The sequence below is a fragment of the Streptomyces sp. NPDC048442 genome (assembly GCF_040651475.1).
In the GTDB taxonomy this organism is placed as follows: Bacteria; Actinomycetota; Actinomycetes; order Streptomycetales; family Streptomycetaceae; genus Streptomyces.
Map to the genome: position 1 here is coordinate 134,867 of NZ_JBEZKB010000020.1, position 22,299 is coordinate 157,165.

At 71.6% G+C, this 22,299-nt stretch carries 15 protein-coding genes; 13 read left to right on the plus strand and 2 right to left on the minus strand.

Annotated features, from left to right (window positions below; genetic code table 11):
* The first annotated feature begins 9 nt into the window (after nt 1-9).
* Complete coding sequence (locus tag AB0D18_RS27310) at nt 10-408, plus strand: VOC family protein (RefSeq protein WP_362423866.1); 399 nt, start codon at nt 10-12, stop codon at nt 406-408.
* A 100-nt stretch (nt 409-508) separates the two neighbouring features.
* On the opposite strand, the gene AB0D18_RS27315 is transcribed toward AB0D18_RS27310, so the two are convergent.
* Nucleotides 509-1,291 (minus strand): serine protease, encoded by a 783-nt coding sequence (locus AB0D18_RS27315; protein WP_362423869.1) that lies wholly within the window; start codon nt 1,289-1,291, stop codon nt 509-511.
* A 445-nt stretch (nt 1,292-1,736) separates the two neighbouring features.
* Here AB0D18_RS27315 and AB0D18_RS27320 point away from each other — a divergent pair, with 445 nt between their 5' ends.
* A complete protein-coding gene (locus AB0D18_RS27320; protein ID WP_362423872.1) occupies nt 1,737-2,144 on the plus strand; it encodes a YciI family protein in 408 nt (135 codons plus the stop codon).
* 8 nt (nt 2,145-2,152) lie between these two features.
* On the plus strand, nt 2,153-3,298 hold the full coding sequence (locus AB0D18_RS27325; RefSeq protein WP_362423975.1) for a DUF6596 domain-containing protein: 1,146 nt from the start codon (nt 2,153-2,155) through the stop codon (nt 3,296-3,298).
* 71 nt (nt 3,299-3,369) lie between these two features.
* On the opposite strand, the gene AB0D18_RS27330 is transcribed toward AB0D18_RS27325, so the two are convergent.
* A complete protein-coding gene (locus tag AB0D18_RS27330; RefSeq protein ID WP_362423875.1) occupies nt 3,370-4,203 on the minus strand; it encodes a sugar phosphate isomerase/epimerase family protein in 834 nt (277 codons plus the stop codon).
* A gap of 839 nt (nt 4,204-5,042) precedes the next feature.
* On the opposite strand from AB0D18_RS27330, the gene AB0D18_RS27335 reads away from it, so the two are divergent.
* The 10 genes from AB0D18_RS27335 (at nt 5,043) to AB0D18_RS27380 (ending at nt 22,298) form a co-directional block, all read left to right on the plus strand.
* Nucleotides 5,043-6,470, plus strand: coding sequence for a helix-turn-helix domain-containing protein (locus AB0D18_RS27335; protein WP_362423877.1), 1,428 nt, complete (start codon nt 5,043-5,045; stop codon nt 6,468-6,470).
* Nucleotides 6,471-6,609: 139 nt separating this feature from the next.
* Nucleotides 6,610-7,902 (plus strand): MFS transporter, encoded by a 1,293-nt coding sequence (locus tag AB0D18_RS27340; protein WP_362423879.1) that lies wholly within the window; start codon nt 6,610-6,612, stop codon nt 7,900-7,902.
* Nucleotides 7,903-7,978: 76 nt separating this feature from the next.
* Nucleotides 7,979-9,658 (plus strand): condensation domain-containing protein, encoded by a 1,680-nt coding sequence (locus tag AB0D18_RS27345; RefSeq protein ID WP_362423881.1) that lies wholly within the window; start codon nt 7,979-7,981, stop codon nt 9,656-9,658.
* Nucleotides 9,655-10,944: an ATP-grasp domain-containing protein gene (locus AB0D18_RS27350; protein WP_362423883.1), complete on the plus strand. Its 1,290-nt coding sequence runs from the start codon at nt 9,655-9,657 to the stop codon at nt 10,942-10,944. The genes AB0D18_RS27345 and AB0D18_RS27350 overlap by 4 nt, the downstream gene beginning before the upstream one ends.
* Before the next feature lie 228 nt (nt 10,945-11,172).
* Nucleotides 11,173-13,986: an amino acid adenylation domain-containing protein gene (locus AB0D18_RS27355; protein WP_362423886.1), complete on the plus strand. Its 2,814-nt coding sequence runs from the start codon at nt 11,173-11,175 to the stop codon at nt 13,984-13,986.
* 20 nt (nt 13,987-14,006) lie between these two features.
* On the plus strand, nt 14,007-18,053 hold the full coding sequence (locus AB0D18_RS27360; protein ID WP_362423889.1) for an amino acid adenylation domain-containing protein: 4,047 nt from the start codon (nt 14,007-14,009) through the stop codon (nt 18,051-18,053).
* Nucleotides 18,054-18,091: 38 nt separating this feature from the next.
* The gene (locus AB0D18_RS27365; RefSeq protein ID WP_362423892.1) at nt 18,092-19,498 is read left to right on the plus strand and encodes an FAD-binding oxidoreductase; all 1,407 of its coding nucleotides are present in this window, start codon (nt 18,092-18,094) and stop codon (nt 19,496-19,498) included.
* 44 nt (nt 19,499-19,542) lie between these two features.
* A complete protein-coding gene (locus AB0D18_RS27370; protein WP_362423895.1) occupies nt 19,543-20,601 on the plus strand; it encodes an amino acid--tRNA ligase-related protein in 1,059 nt (352 codons plus the stop codon).
* A 141-nt stretch (nt 20,602-20,742) separates the two neighbouring features.
* Nucleotides 20,743-21,483, plus strand: a complete 741-nt coding sequence (locus AB0D18_RS27375) for an alpha/beta fold hydrolase (protein WP_362423897.1) — start codon at nt 20,743-20,745, stop codon at nt 21,481-21,483.
* On the plus strand, nt 21,474-22,298 hold the full coding sequence (locus tag AB0D18_RS27380) for an SDR family oxidoreductase (protein ID WP_362423900.1): 825 nt from the start codon (nt 21,474-21,476) through the stop codon (nt 22,296-22,298). Before AB0D18_RS27375 ends, AB0D18_RS27380 begins: the two co-directional genes overlap by 10 nt.
* The last annotated feature ends 1 nt before the right edge of the window (nt 22,299 follow it).

Here is a 22,299-nt window from a genome sequence, read left to right on the forward strand (position 1 = left end):
AGAAAACCCATGGACTTCGTTTCCCTCCGCATCATCACGGGCGACGTCGCACGCCTCGTTGATTTCTACGAGCGCGCCACGAAGACATCTGCCGCCTGGGCCAACGAGGACTTCGCCGAAATCAGGACCGGTTCCGCCACCCTCGCGATCGGCAGTACCCGCACCGTCCCTCTCTTCGCGCCCGGCTCCGCCCGCCCGGCCGACAACCACAGCGTCATCCTCGAATTCCTCGTCGACGACGTGGACAGCGTTTACGAGAATCTGAGCGGCTTCGTCGAGGACTTCGTCAACGAGCCCACCACGATGCCCTGGGGGAACCGTGCGCTCCTGTTCCGTGACCCCGACGGCAACCTCGTCAACTTCTTCACCCCCGTCACGCCGGCCGCCGTCGAGAAGTTCGCTCGCTGAACCGGGAGGTGGAGGGGCGGGGAGGGGGCTTCGTCGCAGGCCGGGCGGCAGCACCCACCGGCCTGCGCACACGCGCCCCTCCCCGCCCTGGCTCGCGGAGCTACAGGGTTGACGCCGCGCTGGCGATCGCCGACGCGAACGTGGAGACCTCCGTGTACACGCCCGGGTAGTTCGGCCGCGCGCACCCGTTGCCCCAGCTCACGATGCCGACCTGGATCCACGCGCCCGCGTTGTCCTTGCGGAACATCGGGCCGCCCGAGTCGCCCTGGCAGGTGTCGGTGCCGCCCTGCGCGTACCCGGCGCAGATCTCCTCGCCGGGGATCAGGTCGCTGTACGAGGACTTGCACGAGGCGTCGGAGACGAACGGCACCTGCGCCTTGAGGAGGTAGCGCTGCTGGGCGCCGCCCTCACGGTTGGCGCCCCAGCCGGCGACCGTGAAGGTCCCCGAGTTGTACGCCGTGTTGGTGGCGATCTTCAGCGTGGGCTGGTTGATCGGCTTGGCGAGCTTGATGAGGGCCCAGTCCTTGCCGCTGCCGTTGTAGCCGGGGGCCTGGAGGACCTTGGTGGACTTGACCTTGATCGCGCTCGAACTCTGGAGGTCCACGACACCGCCGGTGGCGGTGATGCTGGTGTTGTTGCCGGATCCGTCCACACAGTGGGCGGCGGTCAGGACGATGTCCTTGGCGTAGAGCGCGCCGCCGCAGCCCATCGAGAGCCGGACCATGAACGGGAACTCACCCTGGGCGGCGCGCGTTCCTCCTACGACGGGCTGAGGACTGGGGGTGGGGCCCGCGGAGGCCCCGGCGGGCTGGAGGCTGACGGCGGCGAGGGCGACGGCGCCTATGACAGCGGATCTCTTGAGGGCCATGAGTACGTTCTTCAACGGAGTGCCTTTCGTGGGGGGCGGAGCCGGAAGGACACGAGGAGCGCACACACCGACGCAGTGATGGCATGTGCTCGTCAACGCGCTGCTGGATTATGTGAAGTTGGCCGGACGTCCGGCAAGGACTGCTTTTCGGCCAGTCGTCGCAGGAGCAAGCAAAGGTGTGCTCGGCGCACTGACCGCGCTGTACCGGCGGATCGGCGGATCGGCTGAGCGGCGAAAAGGGGTGCAGGGCGTACGTGCTGCATCCGGCCGACGCCCGGCACGGCCCTGCGCCGCGGCGCCACCGCCACGCCGGCCGGGCCCGCCCCGTCGAAGAGCCCAAGAAGGAAAAACCGGAAGAGCCCAAGAAAAAGTCGACGGCGATGTCGAGAACCCGTGACTGGCTCCGTCCCTGGGGTGAAGGCGGCCACAATGGGTCGCACCAGTACCGAGGAGAATCACGATGGCCAAGTACCTGCTGCTCAAGCACTACCGCGGCGCCCCGGCCCCGGCCAATGACGTACCCATGGCCGAGTGGACGCCGCAGGAGATCTCGGACCACATCCAGTACATGAACGACTTCGCGGCCCGGCTGGAGAAGTCTGGCGAGTTCATCGACGGTCAGGCGCTCGCCCCCGAAGGGACGTGGGTCCGGTACGACGGCGAGGGCCGTCCGCCGGTCACCGACGGACCGTTCGCCGAGACCAAGGACCTCATCGCCGGCTGGATGGTGATCGACGTGGACAGCTACGAGCGCGCCGTCGAGCTGGCCGGGGAGCTGTCGGCCGCGCCCGGTGCGGGCGGGGAGCCGATCCACGAGTGGCTCGAACTGCGTCCGTTCCTGGTCGAGCCGCCCACCATCACGGAGTGACCTCATCGATGGACGAGGCCCTGCTGCGCAGCCTCACACCGAGCGTGCTCGCCGTCCTCGTCCGCCGCGGAGCCGACTTCGCGGCGGCCGAGGACGCCGTTCAGGACGCGCTCGTCGAGGCGGTCCGTCTCTGGCCGGCCGAGGCGCCACGGGATGCGAAGGGCTGGCTGGTCACCGTGGCCTGGCGCAAGTTCCTCGACGCGACCCGGGCGGACGCCGCCCGCCGCCGGCGCGAGGACCGCGTCGACGAGGAGCCGGTGCCCGAGCCCGCGCCCGCCGTCGACGACACGCTCCAGCTCTACTTCCTGTGCACCCACCCGTCCCTGACACCGTCGTCCGCGGTCGCGCTCACCCTGCGCGCCGTCGGCGGACTGACCACCCGTCAGATCGCTGCGGCCTACCTCGTACCGGAAGCGACCATGGCGCAGCGCATCAGCCGGGCCAAGCGCACCGTCTCCGGGGTGCGGTTCGACCGGCCAGGCGACGTCGCCACCGTGCTGCGCGTCCTCTACCTGGTCTTCAACGAGGGGTACTCCGGCGACGTCGACCTCGCCGCCGAGGCCATCCGGCTCACCCGGCAGCTCGCGGCCCAGGTCGACCACCCCGAGGTGGCGGGGCTGCTCGCCCTCATGCTGCTCCACCACGCCAGGCGCGCCACCCGGACCGCGCCCGACGGGAGCCTGGTGCCGCTCGCCGAGCAGGACCGCGGCGGGTGGGACACCGGGGCGATCGCCGAGGGTGTCGTCGTCCTGCAGGCGGCTCTCGCCCGCGACCGGCTGGGCGAGTTCCAGGCCCAGGCCGCCATCGCCGCCCTGCACGCCGACGCGCCCACCGCCGGGGAGACCGACTGGGTGCAGATCGTCGAGTGGTACGACGAGCTCGTGCGGCTGACCGACAGCCCGGTCGTCCGGCTCAACCGTGCGGTGGCCGTCGGCGAGGCCGACGGACCGCGCGCCGGGCTGAAGGCGCTCGCGGCGCTGGCGGACTCCCTGCCCCGTCACACCGCGGCTGCGGCGTACCTCCACGAGCGCGACGGCGACCTGTCGACGGCGGCACGGCTGTACGCCGAGGCGGCCCACAAGGCACCCAACCTCGCCGAGCGCGACCACCTGACGCGCCAGGCCGCCCGGCTCAACTCCCGCCGGGGCCGCTGAGCCGATCCGCGCCGACTGCACGCCGGGCACCCTGGCCGGACGCCGGCGTACGGCTGCTCACCCTCGGCGGTTCAACCGACCACGCTCGGCGGGTTGGCGGACTGCCAGATCTTGGTCAGGTAGTTGATGCCCGAGTCGACGCTCTCGTTGCGCGTCTCGAAGGCGATGATGCCCTTCCAGTCACCGGCCCGGATCGCGTCGGTGATCTGACGGATCGACAAGGTGCCCTCGTCCAGGGCGAGATGGGCGTCCTGGTCGCCGCTGTTGTTGCTCAGCGAGAGCGCGGCGATCGACGAGGAGTACGCCTCGAAGGTCGGCACGGCTGCTTCCTGGTTCACGTTCGCGTGGCCGACGTCCAGGATGAACTTGATGTCGGGCAGCGCCGACAGCGCCACCTCGAAGTCGGCCTCGCGGGTGAAGACGTACGAGAACGGCCGGAACTTCGGGTAGTAGGAGAGGTTTTCCAGCCAGACCTCGACCCCCTTCTCGGTCGCTTCGCGCACGACCTCGCCGAGCAGGGTGAGGAAGCGCTCCAGGGCGGCGTCCCGGTGCGCCTTCGTCGGGCGGGGTTCGACGAAGGCGCCGCCGTGTATGACCAGGGACGTCGCTTCGAGGCGTGCCGCGAGGTCGATCTCGCTGCGTACGTATTGCAGGGAGGCTGCCCGTACTTCGGGGATCTCGGAGGCCAGCGGGGCCCGGAAGTTGCCGTGCAGAATGGGTGAGAGGCCACGGTCGGCGGCTGCCGCGACCAGGTTGCGGCTGCGGTCGGCAGACCAGTTGTGCGGCATGTCCGACATCAGGCTGGCGTCGATGTACCAGTGGCTGCAGCCCTCTTCCTGGGCCGCGGCCAGCCCTTCCTCTCCGCTCAGGTAGCGCTGGACGGCGACACCCGTGACAAAGGGCAAGGACTGCGTGTAATGCGAGCTGTTCAAATTGCACCCACCTCGAAGAGACCGGCCATTGCGTCGCCCAGCCGAATAGCTGTTGTGGTCTGGCCTTTCCAGCAACTTCCCGCCCGTCCTGCGCACCCCTGCGGCACGGACAGCATGGAATATCTGCGGCCACTCTAGGAGCGGTGGATTCGGTCCAGGCGGCAGAACGAGCGGTAGATGACGGGCAGTTCGGGACCGGTTGTGTGGGGGCCCGGGGGTACGGGCCGCCGCCGGGCAGGTAGCGCGGACAGGTAGCGGCCCGTAGCCCCGGGCCTTCGCCGTGGCCGCGGCGGGCGTCGGTGGTCCCGCAACCGGCCTCCGATGGCCGGTTCCTGGCGCTCGTCAGGTCGCGCACGCCGTCCGTCGTACCGCGCGTATTCCAGGTTGGCCGAATTCAATCGGTGACAGCGGTCGTCTCTCTGTCAGAAGGGGCGGAATCGGCCAGACCCCCCGAAATACCGATGACAGTGCTTTCCCTGCGTGTCCCATCTCTCTCCCGACCGCCTATAAAAGCCCTAGCCAAGACCAGGTCAGCGGCCCTTATAGTCGTCTCTCGTCCGGCCCGCCCGTCCGTGTGAACTTGCCCGAAGGGATCGCGTATTACCTAGATTTTTCTATCAGTTGGGCAAACAGGGATGTACTTCGGGGGAACACACCACGGTTCGCTCGGGTTTCGTCTCCTCGGCCGCCACAAGCAGGCCATGAGACCTTTTGGGCCGTCATCCACTCACGATGAAGCCCTCAGTCATTGATGGGAATTGACGGACCGTTCGGTATTCCCATCGGTATAGACCCCCACGGAGCGATTCGCGATGATTGTCGCAGCCAACGGTGAAGAATTCGGGCAACAGCTGCGTAAATACCGGGAGCGCCGCAGGCTCACTCAAATCGAAGTCTCCGGCCTCTCCACTGTGAGCGTGCGGGCCGTCCGCAATCTTGAGCAGGGGCTGGTGGCGGCCCCGCGCCGGGACACGGTGCGGCTGCTGGCCGACGCCCTGCGGCTGACCGCCCAGGAGCGGGTGTCCTTCGAAACCGCCGCCGGATGCGAGGCCGGTGACGCCCTGTTCGACACGCTGACCCTGACGTCCGCGGCCGCGGCCCGTCCCCTCCAGGGGCGGGAGTGGGAGGTCGACACGATCGTCAGGCGCGTACAGGGCGAGCACGAACGCATCACCTCCATCACCGGGTTCGGCGGGGTCGGCAAGACGCGCCTGGCCGACGCGGTGGCGCAGATGCTGCGTTCCCTCAACGGCGTACCCACACTGTGGGTTTCCCTGCGGCCCGAGACCACGGCACCGTACGAGACCACAGCGGCGTACGAGGCCACAGCGCCGTACCGGACCACAGGTCCGCACGGGACCACAGGTCCGCACGGGATCGCAGGACCGCACGGGATCGCAGGACCGGAGGCCCCCGGCCATGCGGAGTGCCGCCACGAAGCCCCGTACACCGGTCTTGAGGCGATGCTGACGCAAGGGACCGGCGGTGTCGAGCAGTTGCTCCGGCTGATCGGTGACCGGGCCGTGCTGCTCGTGCTCGACGGCAACGACGCCGGGCAGGTACGGCGGCAGACCATGTGGACGCTCATCCGCGAATGTCCGAACCTGCGCATCCTGGAGACGGCCCGCACCCCGCAGGGCGCCCCGGACGACTACCGGCTCGCGCTGCGGCCGCTCCCCGTCGTGGTGCCCCCCGCCGCGCAGTCGGAGATCGCCGCCTCGCCGGCGGTGGCGCTGCTGCTCGACCTGATCACCGACCTCCAGCCCGGGTTCGCCCTCGACGCGGCCACGCTGGCCGACTGCGCGGAGATCTGCAGCCGTCTCGACGGCCTGCCGAGGGCGCTTGAGGCGGCCGCCTCCTGGTTCACGATCGTCTCGACCGAAGAGGTCGTGGCCATGGCCCGCGACGAACCGCACCTGCTGGCCACGCACCCGGGCGACCTCACGGACGGGGCGGCGACGGTACGGGACGCGGTGGCGGCCCAGCCCCGGTTCTACCGGGACCTGTTGGAGCGGCTCGCGGACTGGCCCGGTTCGTGGACCGTGGAGAAGGTGGTCTGCGGCATCGGCATGCCGCGCGTGCAAGTGGCCCGTGCGGTGCACGCGTTGCTCCAGAGCGGGCTGATCATGAAGGTCGCCCCGGCCGGTGACAACCGCGTCCGGTTCACGGTGCTCAACGTCATCCGCACCTATCTGCGGACGCCCGCGGCCTCGCTGGCCCCGGGGGCCGTCGCGTCGTGAACGTCGCCGCGAAGCGACGTGGAACCGGCAGTTCAGCGGTAGTTCCGGCCCGTCGGGTAGGACCGGTACGGGCGGCTGGGCACTGTAGGACGTACGAGGGACCCGAGGGAACCGCACACGGAGCAAGGCAGGACGACACATGACGCACCAGGCGTCGGCGCAGCGCGCCGCAGCCCCCGCGAAGGAAACCTCGCTCTGGCGCAACAGGAACTTCATGCTGTTGTGGGGCGGCCAGGGGGCGGGCACGCTGGGCCCGCGCATAGCGATGGTCGTCCTGCCGCTCCTGGCCCTGGAGACCCTGCACGCCAGCGCGTTCCAGGTGTCGCTGCTGACCTCGCTCGGCTGGCTGCCGTATCTGCTGTTCTCGCTGCCGGCGGGTGTGCTCGCGGACCGGCTCGACCAGCGCTGGATCATGATCTTCTGTGATGTCGCCCGGCTGCTGCTGATCCTCTCCGTGCCGCTGGTCGCGCTCGGCGGCGGGCTCAGCCTGTGGTACCTGTACGCGGTCGTCGGCGTCTCGGGGGTGCTCACCGTGCAGTTCACCGTCGCCTACCGCAGCCAGCTGCCGAGGCTGGTGAGGGGTTCTCAGCTCGTCGACGGCAACGGCAAGCTCGGCATCGTCGAATCGCTCGCCGAGCTGACAGGCCCCGGGCTCGGCGGTGCGCTGATCGGCCTGGTCGGCACCTCGCGCGCGCTCTTCGCCAACGTCCTCACCTATGCGCTCAGCGCCCTGTCCCTCGGGCTGATGCGGGTGCCGGCGGCCGGGCGGACCGCGAAGGGCGCCTCCGCCCGGGTGCCGTTCAAGGCCGCGGTGGGCGAGGGCCTCACCTTCGTCCGCCACCAGCCGATCCTGCGCAAGCTGCTGATCTGCACCAGCGTGTCCAACTTCTTCGTGACGGCGACCAACGCGATCGCGGTCACCTTCATGCTGCGCGAGCTGCACGCCTCCGCGACGGCCGTCGGCCTCGTCTTCACCGCCGGTTCCGTCGGCGGGCTGCTCACCGGGATCTTCGCCCGGCAGATCGCCGGACGGGTGGGCAGCGCACGCGTCATCTGGGTCTCCATGCTGCTGCCGGGACCGCTGTACTTCCTGATGCCGCTGTCCTCGTCGGGCTGGGGGGTCGCCCTGTACGCGGTGGGGCTGGCCGCCCTGTCGGCCAACAGCACCCTGTTCAACGTCGCCTCCCTGTCCTACCGGCAAATCGTCTGCCCGCCGGAGCTGCTGAGCCGGGTCGGTGCCGTCTATCTGTGGATCGCCTACGGAGTCATCCCGCTCGGCGCCCTGTTCGGCGGCACGCTCGCCACCGGGGTCGGGCTCAGGGCCACGCTGTGGGTGTGTGCGACGGGCATGTGGAGCGCCGCCCTGTTCGTGGTGTTCTCGCCGCTGCGCAAGATGCGCGACGTACCGCTCACGGCCGCCGTGGCCGGCTGACCTCCCTGCCTGTCCCCCCAACGAGCCCCCCCCCACGAGTCCCCCCACCTCACCTCACCGAAGGGAATGCCCCAGCATGCCGGAACTACCGGAACAGGAAGCAGAAGGCCCGATACGGCCCGGAGAACCGGCCGGGGCCCCGGCCGGCCCCGCCGAAGTCCTGCTCGCCATCCTGCGGGAGAACCTGGCGGCTCCCGGCCTCGACATGGACAGCCGGTTCTACGCGCACGGCGGGGACTCGCTGATCGCGGTGCGCGTCGTCAACGCGGCACGCACGCAGGGCATACCGATCACGCTGCGGGACCTGATGGTCCAGCAGACCGTGCGCGGCATGCTCGCCGCTCCCCCGGTCCTCGAAGCGCTGGCCGGCGGCGGTGCGGACGGGGCCGCAGGGACGGAAGGGGCCGCCGCGTTCGAGCTGCTCGCCCCCGAGGACCGGGCCCTGATCCCCGAGGGCGTACAGGACGCGCTGCCCGCCTCCGCGCTCCAGGTCGGCATGCTCTACCTCTGCGAGAGCAGCCAGGACCCGCTGCTGTACCACAGCATGGACGGCTGGGAGGTGTGCGCGCCCTTCGACGAGAGCGCGTGGCGCACCGCGCTGGGCACGCTCGCCCCACGCCATCCCGCGCTGCGTACCTCCTTCGACTTCGGGGGTCTCTCGGAGCCCGCGCAACTGGTGTGGGCCGACGCGGGACCCGAACTGAGCGTGGACCGCGCGCAGGGGGCCGGGCAGGCCGGGGAACTGCTCGACCGGTGGCGCGAGAGGCAGCTCGCCACGCCGATCGACTGGACCGTCCCCTCCCTCGTGCGCTGCCACGTGGTGGCCGGGCCCGACTCCTTCCACGCCGTGCTCGCCGCCCACCACACCGTCGTCGACGGCTGGAGCCTCAGCAGGCTGGCGGTGGAGCTGATGACGCTGTACAGCACCGCGACCGGCGGCCAGGACACTGCGCTGCCCGCGCTCTCCCCGGACGTACAGCGCGACTTCATCGTGGCGGAGCGCGCCGCGGCGGCCTCCCCGGCCGCGGCCGGCCACTGGCTGGATCAGGCCGATGCGGAGCCGCTGCTCTTCGACGGGTCCAAGCACGACAGGATCCCCGACGCGAACCAGCGCTACGAACTCGCCCTGGACCCCTCTCTCGTACGGTCGATGAACGGCGTGGCCCGGATGCTCGGCGTCTCCGTGAAGTCCGTCGCCCTGGCCGCGCACGCGCGGGCGCTCGGCACCTGGACCCGGCGCGAGCACGACGTGGTCACCGGAGTCGTCTTCAACACCCGCCCGGAGAGCGCCGGTTCCGATCTGGCGACGGGGCTGTTCCTGAACACGCTGCCGGTGCGTTTCGCGACGGTCGACGACACCTGGACCGGCCTGATCAAGGCGGCGTCCGACGCCGAGCGCGAAGGTGCCCCGCACCAGGCGTTCCCGCAGGCGCACGTCGCGGAGCGGCTCGGCCGCCCCGCCTTCGACGTCACGTTCAACTTCATGAACTTCCACGCCTACCGGGAGCTCGACCGCCTGACCTCGGTGCCCACCCGCGGCTGGTGGCGCCGGGGCAAGCCCAGCTTCCCCTTCCACGTCAACCTGGAGATCACCGGCACCGAGGGGCAGATCCGGGTCGGCTTCGACTCGGCCTATGTGGCAAGGCCGTCCGTGGAGGCGTACGCCCACACTCTGCGGCGTGCCCTGAAGTCCCTGGTGGCGAACCCGGTCAGTCCGGCCGGGCAGAGTGGCGACGAGCGCGGGGAGCGACCGTGACACAGCGATCGAGGCCCCTGTTCGCCGTCCTGTACGACGCGGGCGCGGTGCCCGCGGGCGAGGTCGGCGCGGGCCTGGCCGACCTCGGCGACATCGTCTTCCTGGTGCCGCCCGTCTCCGCGCACGTGGAGCAGATGCTTCCGGTCATGGAGCTGCTCGGTGAGGTCCGCACGCTCAGCGGCCGGCCGGAGGAGGACGCCGCTCTCGTCCGGGCGATCGCCCCGGACGGCATCCTCACCTTCTGCGAGGACATGATCCGCCCGGCCGCCGCGCTCGCCGCCGCGGCGAATCTGCCCGGCCAGTCGGTGCGCACCGCCGAGCTGTTCACCGACAAGGGACAGCAGCGCCAGGTGCTGCGGGAGGCGGGCGTCGACCGCACCCGCACCCGGGTGGTGCACACGCTCGACGACTGGGAGCAGGCGCTCGCGGAGGTGGGTCTGCCCTCGATCGTCAAGCCGGTGACCGGTTCGCGGAGCAAGGACGCGTACGCCCTGCGCACCCCGGACGACGTGCGTGCCGCGCACGCCAGGCTGGCGGAGATCGCCGCCGCCGGCGAGTGGGCGCCCTTCGTCCTGGAGGAGTTCCTGGAGGGCAGGCCGAGCGAGCCGTTCGGCGACTACGTCTCCGTCGAGAGCGTCTGTACGCCCTCGGGCATCACCCATCTGGTACTCACCGGGAAGTCACCGGTGATGCCGCCGTTCCGGGGCACCGGCCGGATCTGGCCGAGTCATCTGCCGCAGGACGAGGAACGGGAGGTCTTCGACCTCGTCACCCGGGCCCTGCAAGCGGTCGGCTGCGACAGCGGATTCGCCCATTCCGAGCTGAAGCTCACCCCGGACGGGCCGCGTCTCATCGAGCTCAACGGGAGGCTGTCGGGCCATGTGAACATGATGGCCCGGGAATCCTGCGGCCTGGACCTGGTCCGGCTCGGCGCACTCGTCGCGCTGGGCGAGGAGCCGTATCTGCCGACCTTCGACTTCGGCGGGAAGGTCCATTTCCAGTACAACAACCTGTCCCCGCTCGCCCCGTGCACCCTTGAGGCCGTCCACGGAGCGGAAGCGGTACGGGAGATTCCCGGTGTGACCGCGTACCGGAATTTCGTCCGGCCGGGAGTGGAGCTGCCGGGCGGCACCACGACGCTCACCCTGGACACCGTCTCCGGAGTGTGCGACGGGCACGAGGCGGTGATGCGGACGATCGACGCGGCCCGCGCGGCGCTCACCTTCGAGTTCCGTTTCGCGGACGGCGTCCGACGCGTCAACGGGCTGGAACTGGCGCGGTTCTAAGGCCTTTTTGGCAACTGCCGGTCTTCTGCCGAAGGTTGTGCCGCCGGCGCAGGAAGGCGCTGCCTAACATTGTTTCCAGGGGTTCTCATCTGCGCTTTTCCCGTGGGGAACGCGCAAATTGCCAGAGGGCGAAAGAACGGGATTCCGGCACTGTCGGCCTCCTTGGACAATATGCGGCGATTACCGCCACGTGGATTGATCGGGAGTGGTGAACACATGGTCGTGGGAATGGCACTTCCGGAAGAGGCCGACATTCCGTCCCGGTTCCCCTTCGGTGATTCCTGCGCGCTCACCGGGCCCTGCCCCGTCGAGCGCCGCTCGGTGCGGCTGCCCGCCGATCTGGCGGCCCGACTGGGCGATACGGCGGACGAGTTGCTGCTCGCGGCGACTTTGGTGCTGGCCCGCAAGTACAGCGACTCGCTCGCCTTCCGCATCGGTGTCCGCCACGCCTCCTGGCCCACGGGCCGGCCCGCCGTGCCGCTCGTCGCGGCGATGCCGTCCGCGCGAAGTGCCGCCGAGCATCTGCGGGCGGTGACGGACGAGTTGGCCGCAATCGGCGCGGTGGCGGACGGCAGCGTTCCGGCAGACGGCAGCGCGGTGGACGGCAGCGTTCCGGCAGACGGCAGCGCGGCAAACGGCAGCGCGGCAAACGGCAGCGTTCCGCCAGACGGCGGCGTTCCGGCGGCCGGCAGCGCGGCGGCCGGCGGCGTGGTGGCGGACGGCAGCGCGGCGGCAGACGGCGGCACGGTGGACGGCGGCGTGGTGGCGGACGGCAGCGCAGCGGACGGCAGCGTACCGGCAGACGGCAGCGTGGCGGACGGCAGCGCGGCGGACGGCAGCGCGGCAAACGGCGGCGTGGCGGACGGCAGCGTTCCGGCAGACGGCGGCGCGGTGGCGGAGCCGGGTGTGCTGCTCGCCGGTGTCCCGGACGCGTCCGGCGGGCCGAAGGTGCTGTACGTCCTGGGCTCGGCCGGCCACCGGGCGGCCGCCCGCGTGAACGGCGCCGACCTGGTCGTCTCCCGCGCGGGCGGTCCCGACGGGACCACCCTCTACGCCGACTGCCACGCGCACGTCCACGACACCGGCTTCACGGAGCGGATGCTGGGCCATCTGATCGTCCTGCTGCGGCAGTTCCTGGACCTCCCGGACACCCGGATCGGCGACCTGCGGCTGCTCACCGACGCCGAGCACGCTCAGCTGCGCGCCTTCAACGACACCGCCGGCCCCTATCCGCGCGACGCGTCGATCTACGAGCTGTTCGCCGCGCAGGCGGCCGAGCGGCCCGACCGGATCGCGGTCGAGCATGCCAGCAGGTCACTGACGTACCGTCAACTCCAGGACGAGGCCGAGCAGTTGGCGGCGGTTCTGCATTCCCGTGGAATCGGCCCGCGCGACCGGGTCGCTCTTCTGCTCGACGCCACTCCCCTGCTCCTGGTCGCGGTCCTCGCCGTGCTGCGGCTCGGCGGCGTCTATGTGCCGCTCGACAGGAGCCTGCCCGTGGGGCGCCGGGACTTCCTGCTCGCCGACAGCGGGGCCGCCCTGCTGCTCGTGGACGGGCAGCAGGTCGCCGCGGACGTCCCCGTTCTGGACCTGAGCCGCGCGCAGGACGCCGCAGCCCAGGACGCCCCGGCCCAGGACACCGCAGCCCAGGACGCCCCCGCCGGGCCGCCGGATGTCGCCGTCTCGCCGCTGGACCCCGCGTACGTGCTGTACACCTCCGGCACTACGGGGCGGCCCAAGGGCGTCCTGGTCGGCCAGCGCGCCGTGATCCGCCTGGTGCGCGGCGCCGACTACGTCGACCTGTCCCCCGGGACCAGGATCCTGCAGACCGGGGCGCTCGCCTTCGACGCCACCACCTTCGAGTTCTGGGGCTCCCTGCTCAACGGCGGCACGCTCGTCCTCGAACCCGCCACCACCGTCCTCAGCTCCACCGACCTCGGCGCCGTGATGTCCCGCTGCCGGATCAACACCCTGTGGCTCACCGCCACCCTCTTCAACCAGCTCGTGGAACAGGACCCGAAGGTCCTGGCGGGCGCTCAGGTGCTGCTGGGCGGTGAGCCGGTGTCCGCCCGGCACCTCGCACTGGCCATGGACGCCTGCCCCGACAGCGTCTTCACCAACGGATACGGTCCGACCGAGAACACCACGTTCTCCGTCACCCACCGTGTCACCGCCCGCCCCTGCGGCAGGGTCCCCATCGGCCGCCCCGTCGCCAACTCCACCGCGTGGGTGCTGGACCGCGACGGCAACCCCCAGCCCCTCGGTGTCCCCGGCGAACTGCACGTCGGCGGCGACGGGCTCAGCGACGGCTATCTCAACCTTCCCGAGCTGAACGCCAGCTGCTTCCTCGACGGCACCCCCGCGACCCCCGAGCGGCTCTACCGCACCGGCGACCTCGCACGGTGGACCGCCGAAGGACTGCTGGACTGTCTGGGCCGCACCGACGACCAGGTCAAGATCCGGGGCTACCGCGTGGAGCTCACGGAGATCGAGAGCCGGCTCTCCCAGCTTCCCGGGGTGCGTGACGCGGTGGTGCTGCTGCGCCCCCGCGCCGCCGAAGAGCCCCTGCTGTGCGCGTACTTCACCGCCAAAGCACCGGTGGAAGCGGCACAGCTGCGCGAGGCGCTCGCCAGGGACCTGCCCGACTACATGGTCCCCTCGGCGTTCCTCCGGCTCGACGAGATGCCCCGCAACCTCAACCACAAGATCGACCGGGCGGCGCTGGCCGCCCTCGAACCGGAAGACAGCACGGCCGGCCGCGCCTCCGGACGGGCCCCGGCCACCGCACTGGAGGTCACCGTCGCCGGACTCTTCGCCGAGGCCCTCGGCCTGCGTGAAGTCGGCGTCGACGACAGCTTCTTCGACCTCGGCGGCCACTCCCTGCGGATGATGCGGCTCTGGAACCGGATCCGTTCGGTCACCGGCCGCGACCTCGCGCTCAAGCAGGTTCTGGAACGCCCCACGGTGGCCGGTGTGGTGGCCGCCCTGGAGCACGGCTCCGCGGCCGCGCCCGCGCGCCCCCGGCTGACCCGCCGGTCGTAACGGCGAGCAGGGCGGGCCCGGTGGCATCGATTGGTGAGGAGTTGAGCGTGTACCCGTTGTCGTTCGCGCAGCAGGGGCTGTGGTTCCTGAACCGGCTGGAAGGGCCGAGTTCGACGTACAACGTGCCGGTGGCCGTGCGGCTGCGCGGCGCCCTGGACGTCCGGGCCCTCGACGCCGCCCTCGCCGATGTGCTGGAGCGTCACGAGAGCCTGCGCACGGTCTTCGCCGAGCGCGAAGGAGAGCCCTGCCAGCGGGTGCTCGCACCGGCGGAGACAGGACTGTCACTGACCGTCCTGGACAGCGGTCCCGAGCGGGTCGAGGCGGATCTGCGGGAAGTGGTGCGCCTGCCCTTCGACCTCGCCGCGGACCTGCCGGTCCGGGCGTGGCTGCTGCGGGCGGGCGACGACGGCCATGTGCTCGCCCTGGTGCTGCACCATGTTGTGTGCGACGGCTGGTCGATGGCCCCGCTGCTGCGTGACCTGTCCGCCGCCTACACCGCCAGGCTCGGCGGCCGGGCGCCGTCCTGGGCGCCGCTGCCGGTCCAGTACAGCGACTACACGCTGTGGCAGCGTGACCTGCTCGGCGACGAGGAGGACCCCGAGAGCCTCCTCAACGTACAACTGCGTTACTGGCGCGACGCGTTGGCCGCTCTGCCGGAGGAACTGCCGCTGCCCTGCGACCGGTTGCGGCTCCCGGCGGGCGAGAGCGGGCAGGACACCGCGGCCGCCTTCCGCGGGGCGACCGTACGGCGCGAGGTGGCGCCCGAGCTGCACGCCCGGCTGGCCGAGCTGGCGCAGCAGCACGGGTGCACCCTGTTCATGGTGGTCCAGGCGGCGGTCGCGGTGCTGCTCACCCGCTGCGGCGCGGGCACCGACATTCCCTTCGGCACCCCGGTGGCCGGGCGCGCCGACGAAGCCCTGGACGACCTGGTCGGCTTCTTCGTCAACACCGTCGTGCTGCGCACCGACACCTCCGGCAACCCCACCTTCGCCGAGCTGCTGCACCGGGTCCGCGACACCGACTTCGACGCGTACGGCCACCAGGACGTGCCGTTCGACCGGCTCGTCGAAGCGCTCAACCCGCGCCGCTCGCCGACCCGGCACCCGCTCTTCCAGGTGATGCTCGCGCTGGCCGAGAGCGGCCCCGGCGACACCCTGCGGCTGCCCGGCATCGAGACCACCACGCTGCCCACGGCCACCGGTACGGCCAAGTTCAGCCTTTCCGTCGACTTCGACGACCGGCGCGACGCCCACGGTGCGCCGGCCGGGCTGCACACGGCCTTCGAGTACGCCACCGACCTCTTCGACGAGGCGACCGTGGCGGGCCTGGCCGACCGGCTGATGCGGCTGCTGGCCGCGTTCGCCGACGACCCGGGGCTGCGCATCCGTACGGTGCCCGTCCTCACCGACGCCGAACGCCACCAGCAGCTCGTCGAGTGGAACGGGCCCGCCCGCCCTGAAGTCCCGGTCGATCTCGCCCTGTTGGTACGGCGCCGGGCTAAGGAGCGGCCCGACGCGGTCGCCGTGTCGGACGGCGACGTCCGCTGGACGTACCGTGAGCTCGCCGACACCGCCGACCGCCTCTCGCGCACCCTGGTGGCGGCGGGCGCGGGGCCCGACGACCTCATCGCGGTCCTCTCCGACCGCAGTGCCTGGTTCGTCGCCACCGCACTCGGTGTGCTCGGCTCGGGCGGTGGCTATCTGGCCCTGGACTCCACGCTGCCCGACGACCGGGCCCGCCGGATGCTGGCCGACAGCTCCACCCGCTTCCTGCTGGCCGCCCCCGCGCTCCGCGAGCGCGCCGCCGCGCTGGCCGCCGGCGGGGACGGCCGTACGAAGGTGGTCCCGCTCAACGCCACGTCACCGCACCCGGCCGCCCCGGAACAGCCGCAGCCCGGCGCCGGCGCACGGCCCGACCAGCTCGCGTACGCCGTGTTCACCTCCGGCTCCACCGGGCGGCCGAAGGGCGTCCTGGTGCCGCACCGGGGGCTGTCCAACCATCTGCACGCGGTGGCCGAGCTGTACGGCCTCGACGAGAACGACACGATGGCCTTCAACGCGCCGCTGACCTTCGACGTCTCGGTGTGGCAGGCGCTCACCATGCCCTTCGTGGGCGGCCGGGTGCACGTACTGGACGAGGACACCACCCGCGACCCGCTGGCCCTCGCGCACTGCATCGCGGACGAGGGCATCACCGTGGTGCAGATCGTGCCGCAGGTGCTGCGCGCCGTCCTGGACATGTGGGACCTGGACGACTCGTCCGTCGGCCTGCTCAAGGGGCTGCGCTGGATGCTGGTGCACGGCGAGGAGCTCCCGCCCGACCTCGTGGACCGCTGGTTCGCCCGGCATCCCGGCATTCCGCTGGCCAATGTGTACGGCCCCGCCGAGTGCTCGGACGACGTGTCCATCGCGGTGATCGAGGAGGGCGACGCGTACCGCCGCAGCCGGGCGCCCATCGGCCAACTGCTGCGCAACATGCAGGCCTACGTACTGGATTCCTACCTGGAGTTGGCTCCCGCGGGCACGGTCGGCGAGCTGTACGTCGGCGGGGCGGGGCTCGCGCGCGGCTACGCGGGCCGCCCCGACATCACGGCACAGCGCTTCGTGGCGAATCCGTTCGGCGCCCCGGGCACGCGCATGTACCGCACGGGCGATCTGGTGCGCTGGAACGCCGGCGGCGAGCTGGAGTTCCTCGGCCGCGTCGACCACCAGGTGAAGATCCGCGGCTACCGGATCGAGCCGGGCGAGGTGCAGGCCGCCGTACAGGCCGATCCGCAGGTGCGCCAGGCCCTGGTGCTCGCCCGGGAGGACCGGCCGGGCGACAAGCGCCTGGTGGCCTACGTGGTGCCGGCCGACGGCGCGGCGCTCGACCTCTCCCGGGTGCGCCGGCACGTCGAGCGGATGCTCCCCGAGTACATGGTGCCCACGCACTTCGTCGAGCTCGGCGAGCTGCCCGTGACGCCCAACGGCAAACTGGACCGGCACGCCCTGCCCGCCCCCGAGACGTCCACGGCGCAGCGGGGCACCCCGCCGCGCACTCCCCGGGAGACCCTGCTGTGCGGGCTGTTCGCCGAGCTGCTCGGCCTGGACCGGGTGGGCGTCGACGAGAGCTTCTTCGACCTCGGCGGGCACTCGATGCTCGCGATGCGGCTGCTCAGCCGGATCCGCGCGGTGCTCGGCACGCAGGTCACCATCCGTACCCTGTTCGGCTCCCCCACCGTCGCCGGGATCCTCGACGCCGTCGGGCGCGGCGGTGACGAGGACGAGCATCCGGTGCTGCTCCCGCTGCGCACCGGCGCCGGCCCGCGCCCCCTGTTCTGCGTCCACCCCGCCACCGGCCTCGCCTGGAGCTACGCCTCGCTCGCCGCCCATCTGCCCGGGGACCTCGCGCTGTACGGTCTTCAGGCGCCCGGCCTGTCGGCGGGCAGCGCACCACCGCGGGACATGGACGAGATGCTCGACCGGATGCTCGCGGAGATCCGCGGCGCCCAGCCCGCCGGCCCCTACCGGCTGCTCGGCTGGTCGCTCGGCGGGAACATCGCCCACGCCCTGGCGGGCCGGCTCCAGGCGGACGGCGAAGCGGTCGAGCTGCTCGCGCTGGTGGACTCCTATCCGGGCGAGAGCTGGCCGGTGCCGGCCCGTGCGACGGCCGAACAGTGGGACACGTACAGCCTGTTGACCACCCTGGTGCCGGACGCCGTCGCCGCAGCGGGCCCGGACAGCGGCTCCCTGGGGACCCCCGACTTTCAGACCGTCCTCGACGAGCTGTGGGCCGGGGCCCGCGAGTCGCTCGGCCTGGACCCGGACGCCTTCGCACGGCTCGTCGGCGTCGGAGTCAACAGCAGCCGCCTGGTGGCTGGTTGGAGACCCGCGCCGGTGGCCGGCCGCACGCTCCACTTCACCGCCGCCCGGGAATCCGGGGCCCGCCGCCCCGGCCCGTCCGCCTGGTCCCCGTACGTCGACTCGCTCGTCCGCCACGACCTGGACTGCCGTCACGAACAGGCCATGGACGCCGCCCCCAGCAAGCACATCGCCGAGACCGTCACCGCCGAACTCTTCGGCCGCTGACCGGCAAGACCCCTCATACCGGAAGGCAGCACACCCTGATGACCGACCTGTTGGACCCGGTGTCCCCAGACCGCGCCGAGTCGTTCCTGACAGACCACTTCCAGGGCGTCCTGGTACGTCCCGGCGACCGCTCGTACGACGAGGTGCGCGCGGTGTGGAACGGCATGCACGACCGGAAGCCGGAACTGATCGCCCGCTGCACCGGTGCCGCCGACGTCAGTGTCGCCCTGCGGTACGCCGTCGCGGCCGGCCGCGCCGTGACCGTGCGCGGCGGCGGGCACAACGTCGCCGGGACCGCGGTCTCCGACGGCTCCGTCATGATCGACCTGTCGCTGATGAACCGCGTCGACGTGGACGCCGGCGCACTGACCGCCCGCGCGCAGGGCGGCTGCCTGCTGCGGGACGTCGACAGCGCCACTCTCGCGCACGGCCTCGCCTGTCCCGCCGGGGTGGTCTCGCACACCGGTCTCGGCGGGCTCGCCCTCGGCGGCGGTTACGGCTGGCTGGCCCGCAAGTGGGGGCTGACCTGCGACCACATCGTGGCCGCCGAGGTGGTGCTGGCCGACGGCAGCATCGTCGAGGCCACCGAGGACGACCACGCCGAACTGCTGTGGGGGCTGCGCGGCTCAGGCGGCAACCTCGGCGTCGTCACCCGGTTCACGCTGCGCCTGCGGCCGGTGGGCCCCGTGCACCACCGCACCGGCGTCTTCCCGCTCGCCGACGCGGCCGCCGCGCTCGCGCTCTACCGGGAGTTCGCCGAACGGCAGGGGCCCGATCTGCACGCCGTGGCCACGCTGAAGATCGCCGGGCAGCAGGACTGGATCCCCGAGCGGCTGCGCGGCACCCCCGCCCTGTTCCTCACCGCCACCTGGTTCGGCGAGAGCGCCGAGGGCCCGGAGCACACCGCGCCCCTGTTCGCCACGGCCGCACCCGACGCCGTCCTGACCCGGCTGCTGTCGTTCGCGGAGCTCCAGGCGCTCGGCGACCACGGCGAGCCGCACGGCAACCGCTACTACACCAAGTCCTGCTACCTCACCGACCTCACCGAGGGCCCGGTCGGCCAACTCCTCGACGCCACGCGGGAGATCGCCTCCCCGCTGTCGGCCATCGACTTCGAGTACCTGCGCGGCGCGATCGGCGACGTCCCCGACGAGGACTCCGCGTTCCCCCGCCGGGACGCCCCGTACATCTGCACCGTCTCCGCCCAGTGGACGGATCCGGCCGAGGACGCCGGGCACCGGGCCTGGAGCAGGCGCGGCGTCGAGAGGCTCGCCGAGTGGCACTTCGGCGGCGCCTACGTCAACTACCTCCAGGACGAACAGCCGGGCAAGGTCGCCGAGGTGTACGGCAGTGCCCGCTACGCGCGGCTCGCCGCCCTCAAGCGCCGCTACGACCCCGAGAACGTCCTCTCCGGCAACCAGAACATCTCCCCCGCTGCGCCCTGAACCCCGGACAAGTCCCAGCCCGTACGCCCAGAAGGACACCCGCCATGTCGCAGATCCACACCCCGCAGCCGAGCACCGTCCCGCCCGCCACCTTCGACAGCAACGATCCCACCGCCTTCGTGACCGCCCTGCGCTCGCCGTGGTACTCGCTCATCGCCGACCTCGGTGACACGGTGCAGCGGACCACCATGGACTACGCCCGCTCGCAGGGCGTCAAGAGCATGTGGCTTCCGCAGACCACCCGGACCATCACCTGCCCCACCGGCTTCGGCAGTGACACCGAGGCGGTCAAGGTGCAGGTCAACGGGGTCGACACGTACTTGCAGGACTCCATGCAGTACCTGCTGGAGTACGGCTGCCGGCTCACACCCGGCGGCTGCTACAGCGTCATGCCGTCGTTCCGCCTGGAGACGCCCGACGCGACGCACCTCGGCCAGTTCACGCACAGCGAGGCGGAGATCCCCGGTGGGCTCGACGACCTGATCCGTTACGTCAACGGCTATGTGAAGGCCCTCGCTGCCGCCGTCCTCGACGAGCACGGCGACCGGCTCGCGAAGGGCCGGGGCGACATTTCCCACCTGGAGCGGATGGCCGGACACAGCGCTCCGTTCGAGCGGGTCACCTTCGAGGAGGCCGTGGGCGTCGTCGGCGACGTGGACGGCTGTGTGCAGGACCACGGCGAGTGGCGCAGTCTGACCCGCAAGGGCGAGCGGCTGCTGATGTCCCGGGTCAGCGAGTTCGTCTGGCTGACCCATCTGGACACCCTGTCGGTCCCCTTCTACCAGGCGTTCGGCGACGACGAGGCCCGCACGGCGCTCGCCGCCGACCTGCTGTTCGGGATGGGCGAGGTGGTGGGCTCCGGCGAGCGGCACGACGACGTGGATCTGCTGCGCAAGTCGATAGCCCTGCACGGCGTGCACGAGGAGGACTACGACTGGTACGTCCGGATGCGCGCGGAGTCGCCGATGCGGACCTCCGGTTTCGGGATGGGCGTCGAGCGCTTCCTGATGTGGGTGCTGAACCACGACGACATCCGCGACATCCCGCTGGTATCCCGGGTCAACGAGCCCGGCGCGTGGCCCGAGGCCGTCGTCCGCCCGTAAACGCGTCTCGTCTGCCCGTCATCGCGTCTCGTCCGCCCGTAAACGCGCCCGGCGCCGCACTCCCCCGGCGCACCCCGCGCCGCAGCCCCGCCGCCCGCCGTGCCCCGCCGTCCGGGGGCGGCAGACAAGGAAGCCAGTGCCATGAGTCCAGCAGAACCTGTACCCGTCCTGTGCCTGCCCTTCGCCGGTGCGGGTGCGGGCTTCTTCCGGAAGTGGCAGCAGCCGAGCTCGCTGCGGCTCGTCCCGCTGCAGCTGCCGGGCCGGGAGGAGCGCACCGACGAGGAGCCGCACCGCGAGGTGGCCCGCGCGGTGCACGCACTGCTACCGGAGGCCCTCGACGCCGTCAAGGGACACTCCGAGGTCGCGGTGTTCGGCCACAGCCTGGGCGCCGTCCTCGCCTACGAGCTGGCCCGCGCGCTGGAGGAGCGTACGGAACTGCCCGTGGCGCACGTCTTCGTCAGCGGGTCGCCCGCGCCGGAGCACGGACGCGCCGGGGAGGCCGCCGAGCTGTCCGACGACGAGTTCGTCGCCCGGGTCGAGGAGCTGGCCGGATACCGCCATCCCGCTTTCGAGTCCGCCGAGTTCAGGGAGCTGATGCTGCCCACGCTGCGCGCCGACGTGGAGATGCACGAGTCCTACCGGCCCGCCTCCGACTACCCGATCGAGGCTCCCCTGACCTGTCTGCGCGGCGACCGGGACACCCTGGTGACGGCGCACGACGCACAGCTCTGGAAGTCGGCCACCACCAGTGCCTTCGACTACCGGGAGCTGGCCGGCGGGCACATGTATCTCACCGACGGGCAACCGGAGTTGCTGGGCGTGCTGGCGGCCGCGCTCGACCCCGAAGGCCGACGCGCGGGCGACGGTGCGCCGTGCGTCTAGCGGGCAGGACGGCGGTGGTGACCGGCGCCGGGCGCGGCCTCGGCCGGATGTGCGCGGTGCGCTTCGCCGAGCAGGGCGCCGACCTCGTCCTGCTGGACGTCGGCGGCGACATCGCAGGGGTGCCCTATCCGCTGGCCGCCGGCTCCCAGCTGGAGCGCACCGCCCAACTGTGCCGCCTGGCCGGTGCGGACACCCTCTGTGTACGTGCCGATGTACGGGACTCGGCCGCGGTGCGGGACGCGGTCGACGCGGCGCTGCGGCGGTTCGGCCGGGTCGATGTCCTCGTCAACAACGCGGGCATCGCCGCACCGTCCGGCAAACCCGTCCACGAGATCACCGACGACGAGTGGCAGTTGATGCTGGACGTCGACCTGTCCGGCGCCTGGCGGATGATCCGGGCGGTGGCTCCCACCATGCTCGCCCAGCGCGGCGGCAGCATCATCAACATCTCCTCCACCGCGGGCCTGGTGGGCTACCGGCACTTCGCCGGGTACGTCGCGGCCAAGCACGCGCTGGTCGGCCTGACCAAGGCCGCCGCGCTCGACTTCGCGCCGATGCGCGTGCGGGTCAACGCGGTCTGCCCCGGTTCGGTGCGGGACGCCTCGCACGTGGAGGGCCGGATGCTGTCCGAGATCGCCCGCAGCCTCGACGTCGGCGCCGACGAGTACGAGCAGGCCTTCGTCACCGCTCAGCCGATGAACGCCCTGGTGGAGCCGGAGGACGTGGCGGGCGCCGCACTGTGGCTGGCCGGCGACGACTCCCGCCAGGTCACCGGAACCACCGTCACCGTCGACGGCGGGTTCACCGCGCGATGAG

Bases quoted from the DNA above. Each gene is read 5' to 3' on its own strand.
- AB0D18_RS27335 (WP_362423877.1), top strand. From the start codon at position 5,043: ATGATTGTCGCAGCCAACGGTGAAGAATTCGGGCAACAGCTGCGTAAA.
- AB0D18_RS27345 (WP_362423881.1), top strand. From the start codon at position 7,979: ATGCCGGAACTACCGGAACAGGAAGCAGAAGGCCCGATACGGCCCGGA.
- AB0D18_RS27325 (WP_362423975.1), top strand. From the start codon at position 2,153: ATGGACGAGGCCCTGCTGCGCAGCCTCACACCGAGCGTGCTCGCCGTC.
- AB0D18_RS27310 (WP_362423866.1), top strand. From the start codon at position 10: ATGGACTTCGTTTCCCTCCGCATCATCACGGGCGACGTCGCACGCCTC.
- AB0D18_RS27320 (WP_362423872.1), top strand. From the start codon at position 1,737: ATGGCCAAGTACCTGCTGCTCAAGCACTACCGCGGCGCCCCGGCCCCG.
- AB0D18_RS27340 (WP_362423879.1), top strand. From the start codon at position 6,610: ATGACGCACCAGGCGTCGGCGCAGCGCGCCGCAGCCCCCGCGAAGGAA.
- AB0D18_RS27375 (WP_362423897.1), top strand. From the start codon at position 20,743: ATGAGTCCAGCAGAACCTGTACCCGTCCTGTGCCTGCCCTTCGCCGGT.
- AB0D18_RS27355 (WP_362423886.1), top strand. From the start codon at position 11,173: ATGGCACTTCCGGAAGAGGCCGACATTCCGTCCCGGTTCCCCTTCGGT.
- AB0D18_RS27365 (WP_362423892.1), top strand. From the start codon at position 18,092: ATGACCGACCTGTTGGACCCGGTGTCCCCAGACCGCGCCGAGTCGTTC.
- AB0D18_RS27370 (WP_362423895.1), top strand. From the start codon at position 19,543: ATGTCGCAGATCCACACCCCGCAGCCGAGCACCGTCCCGCCCGCCACC.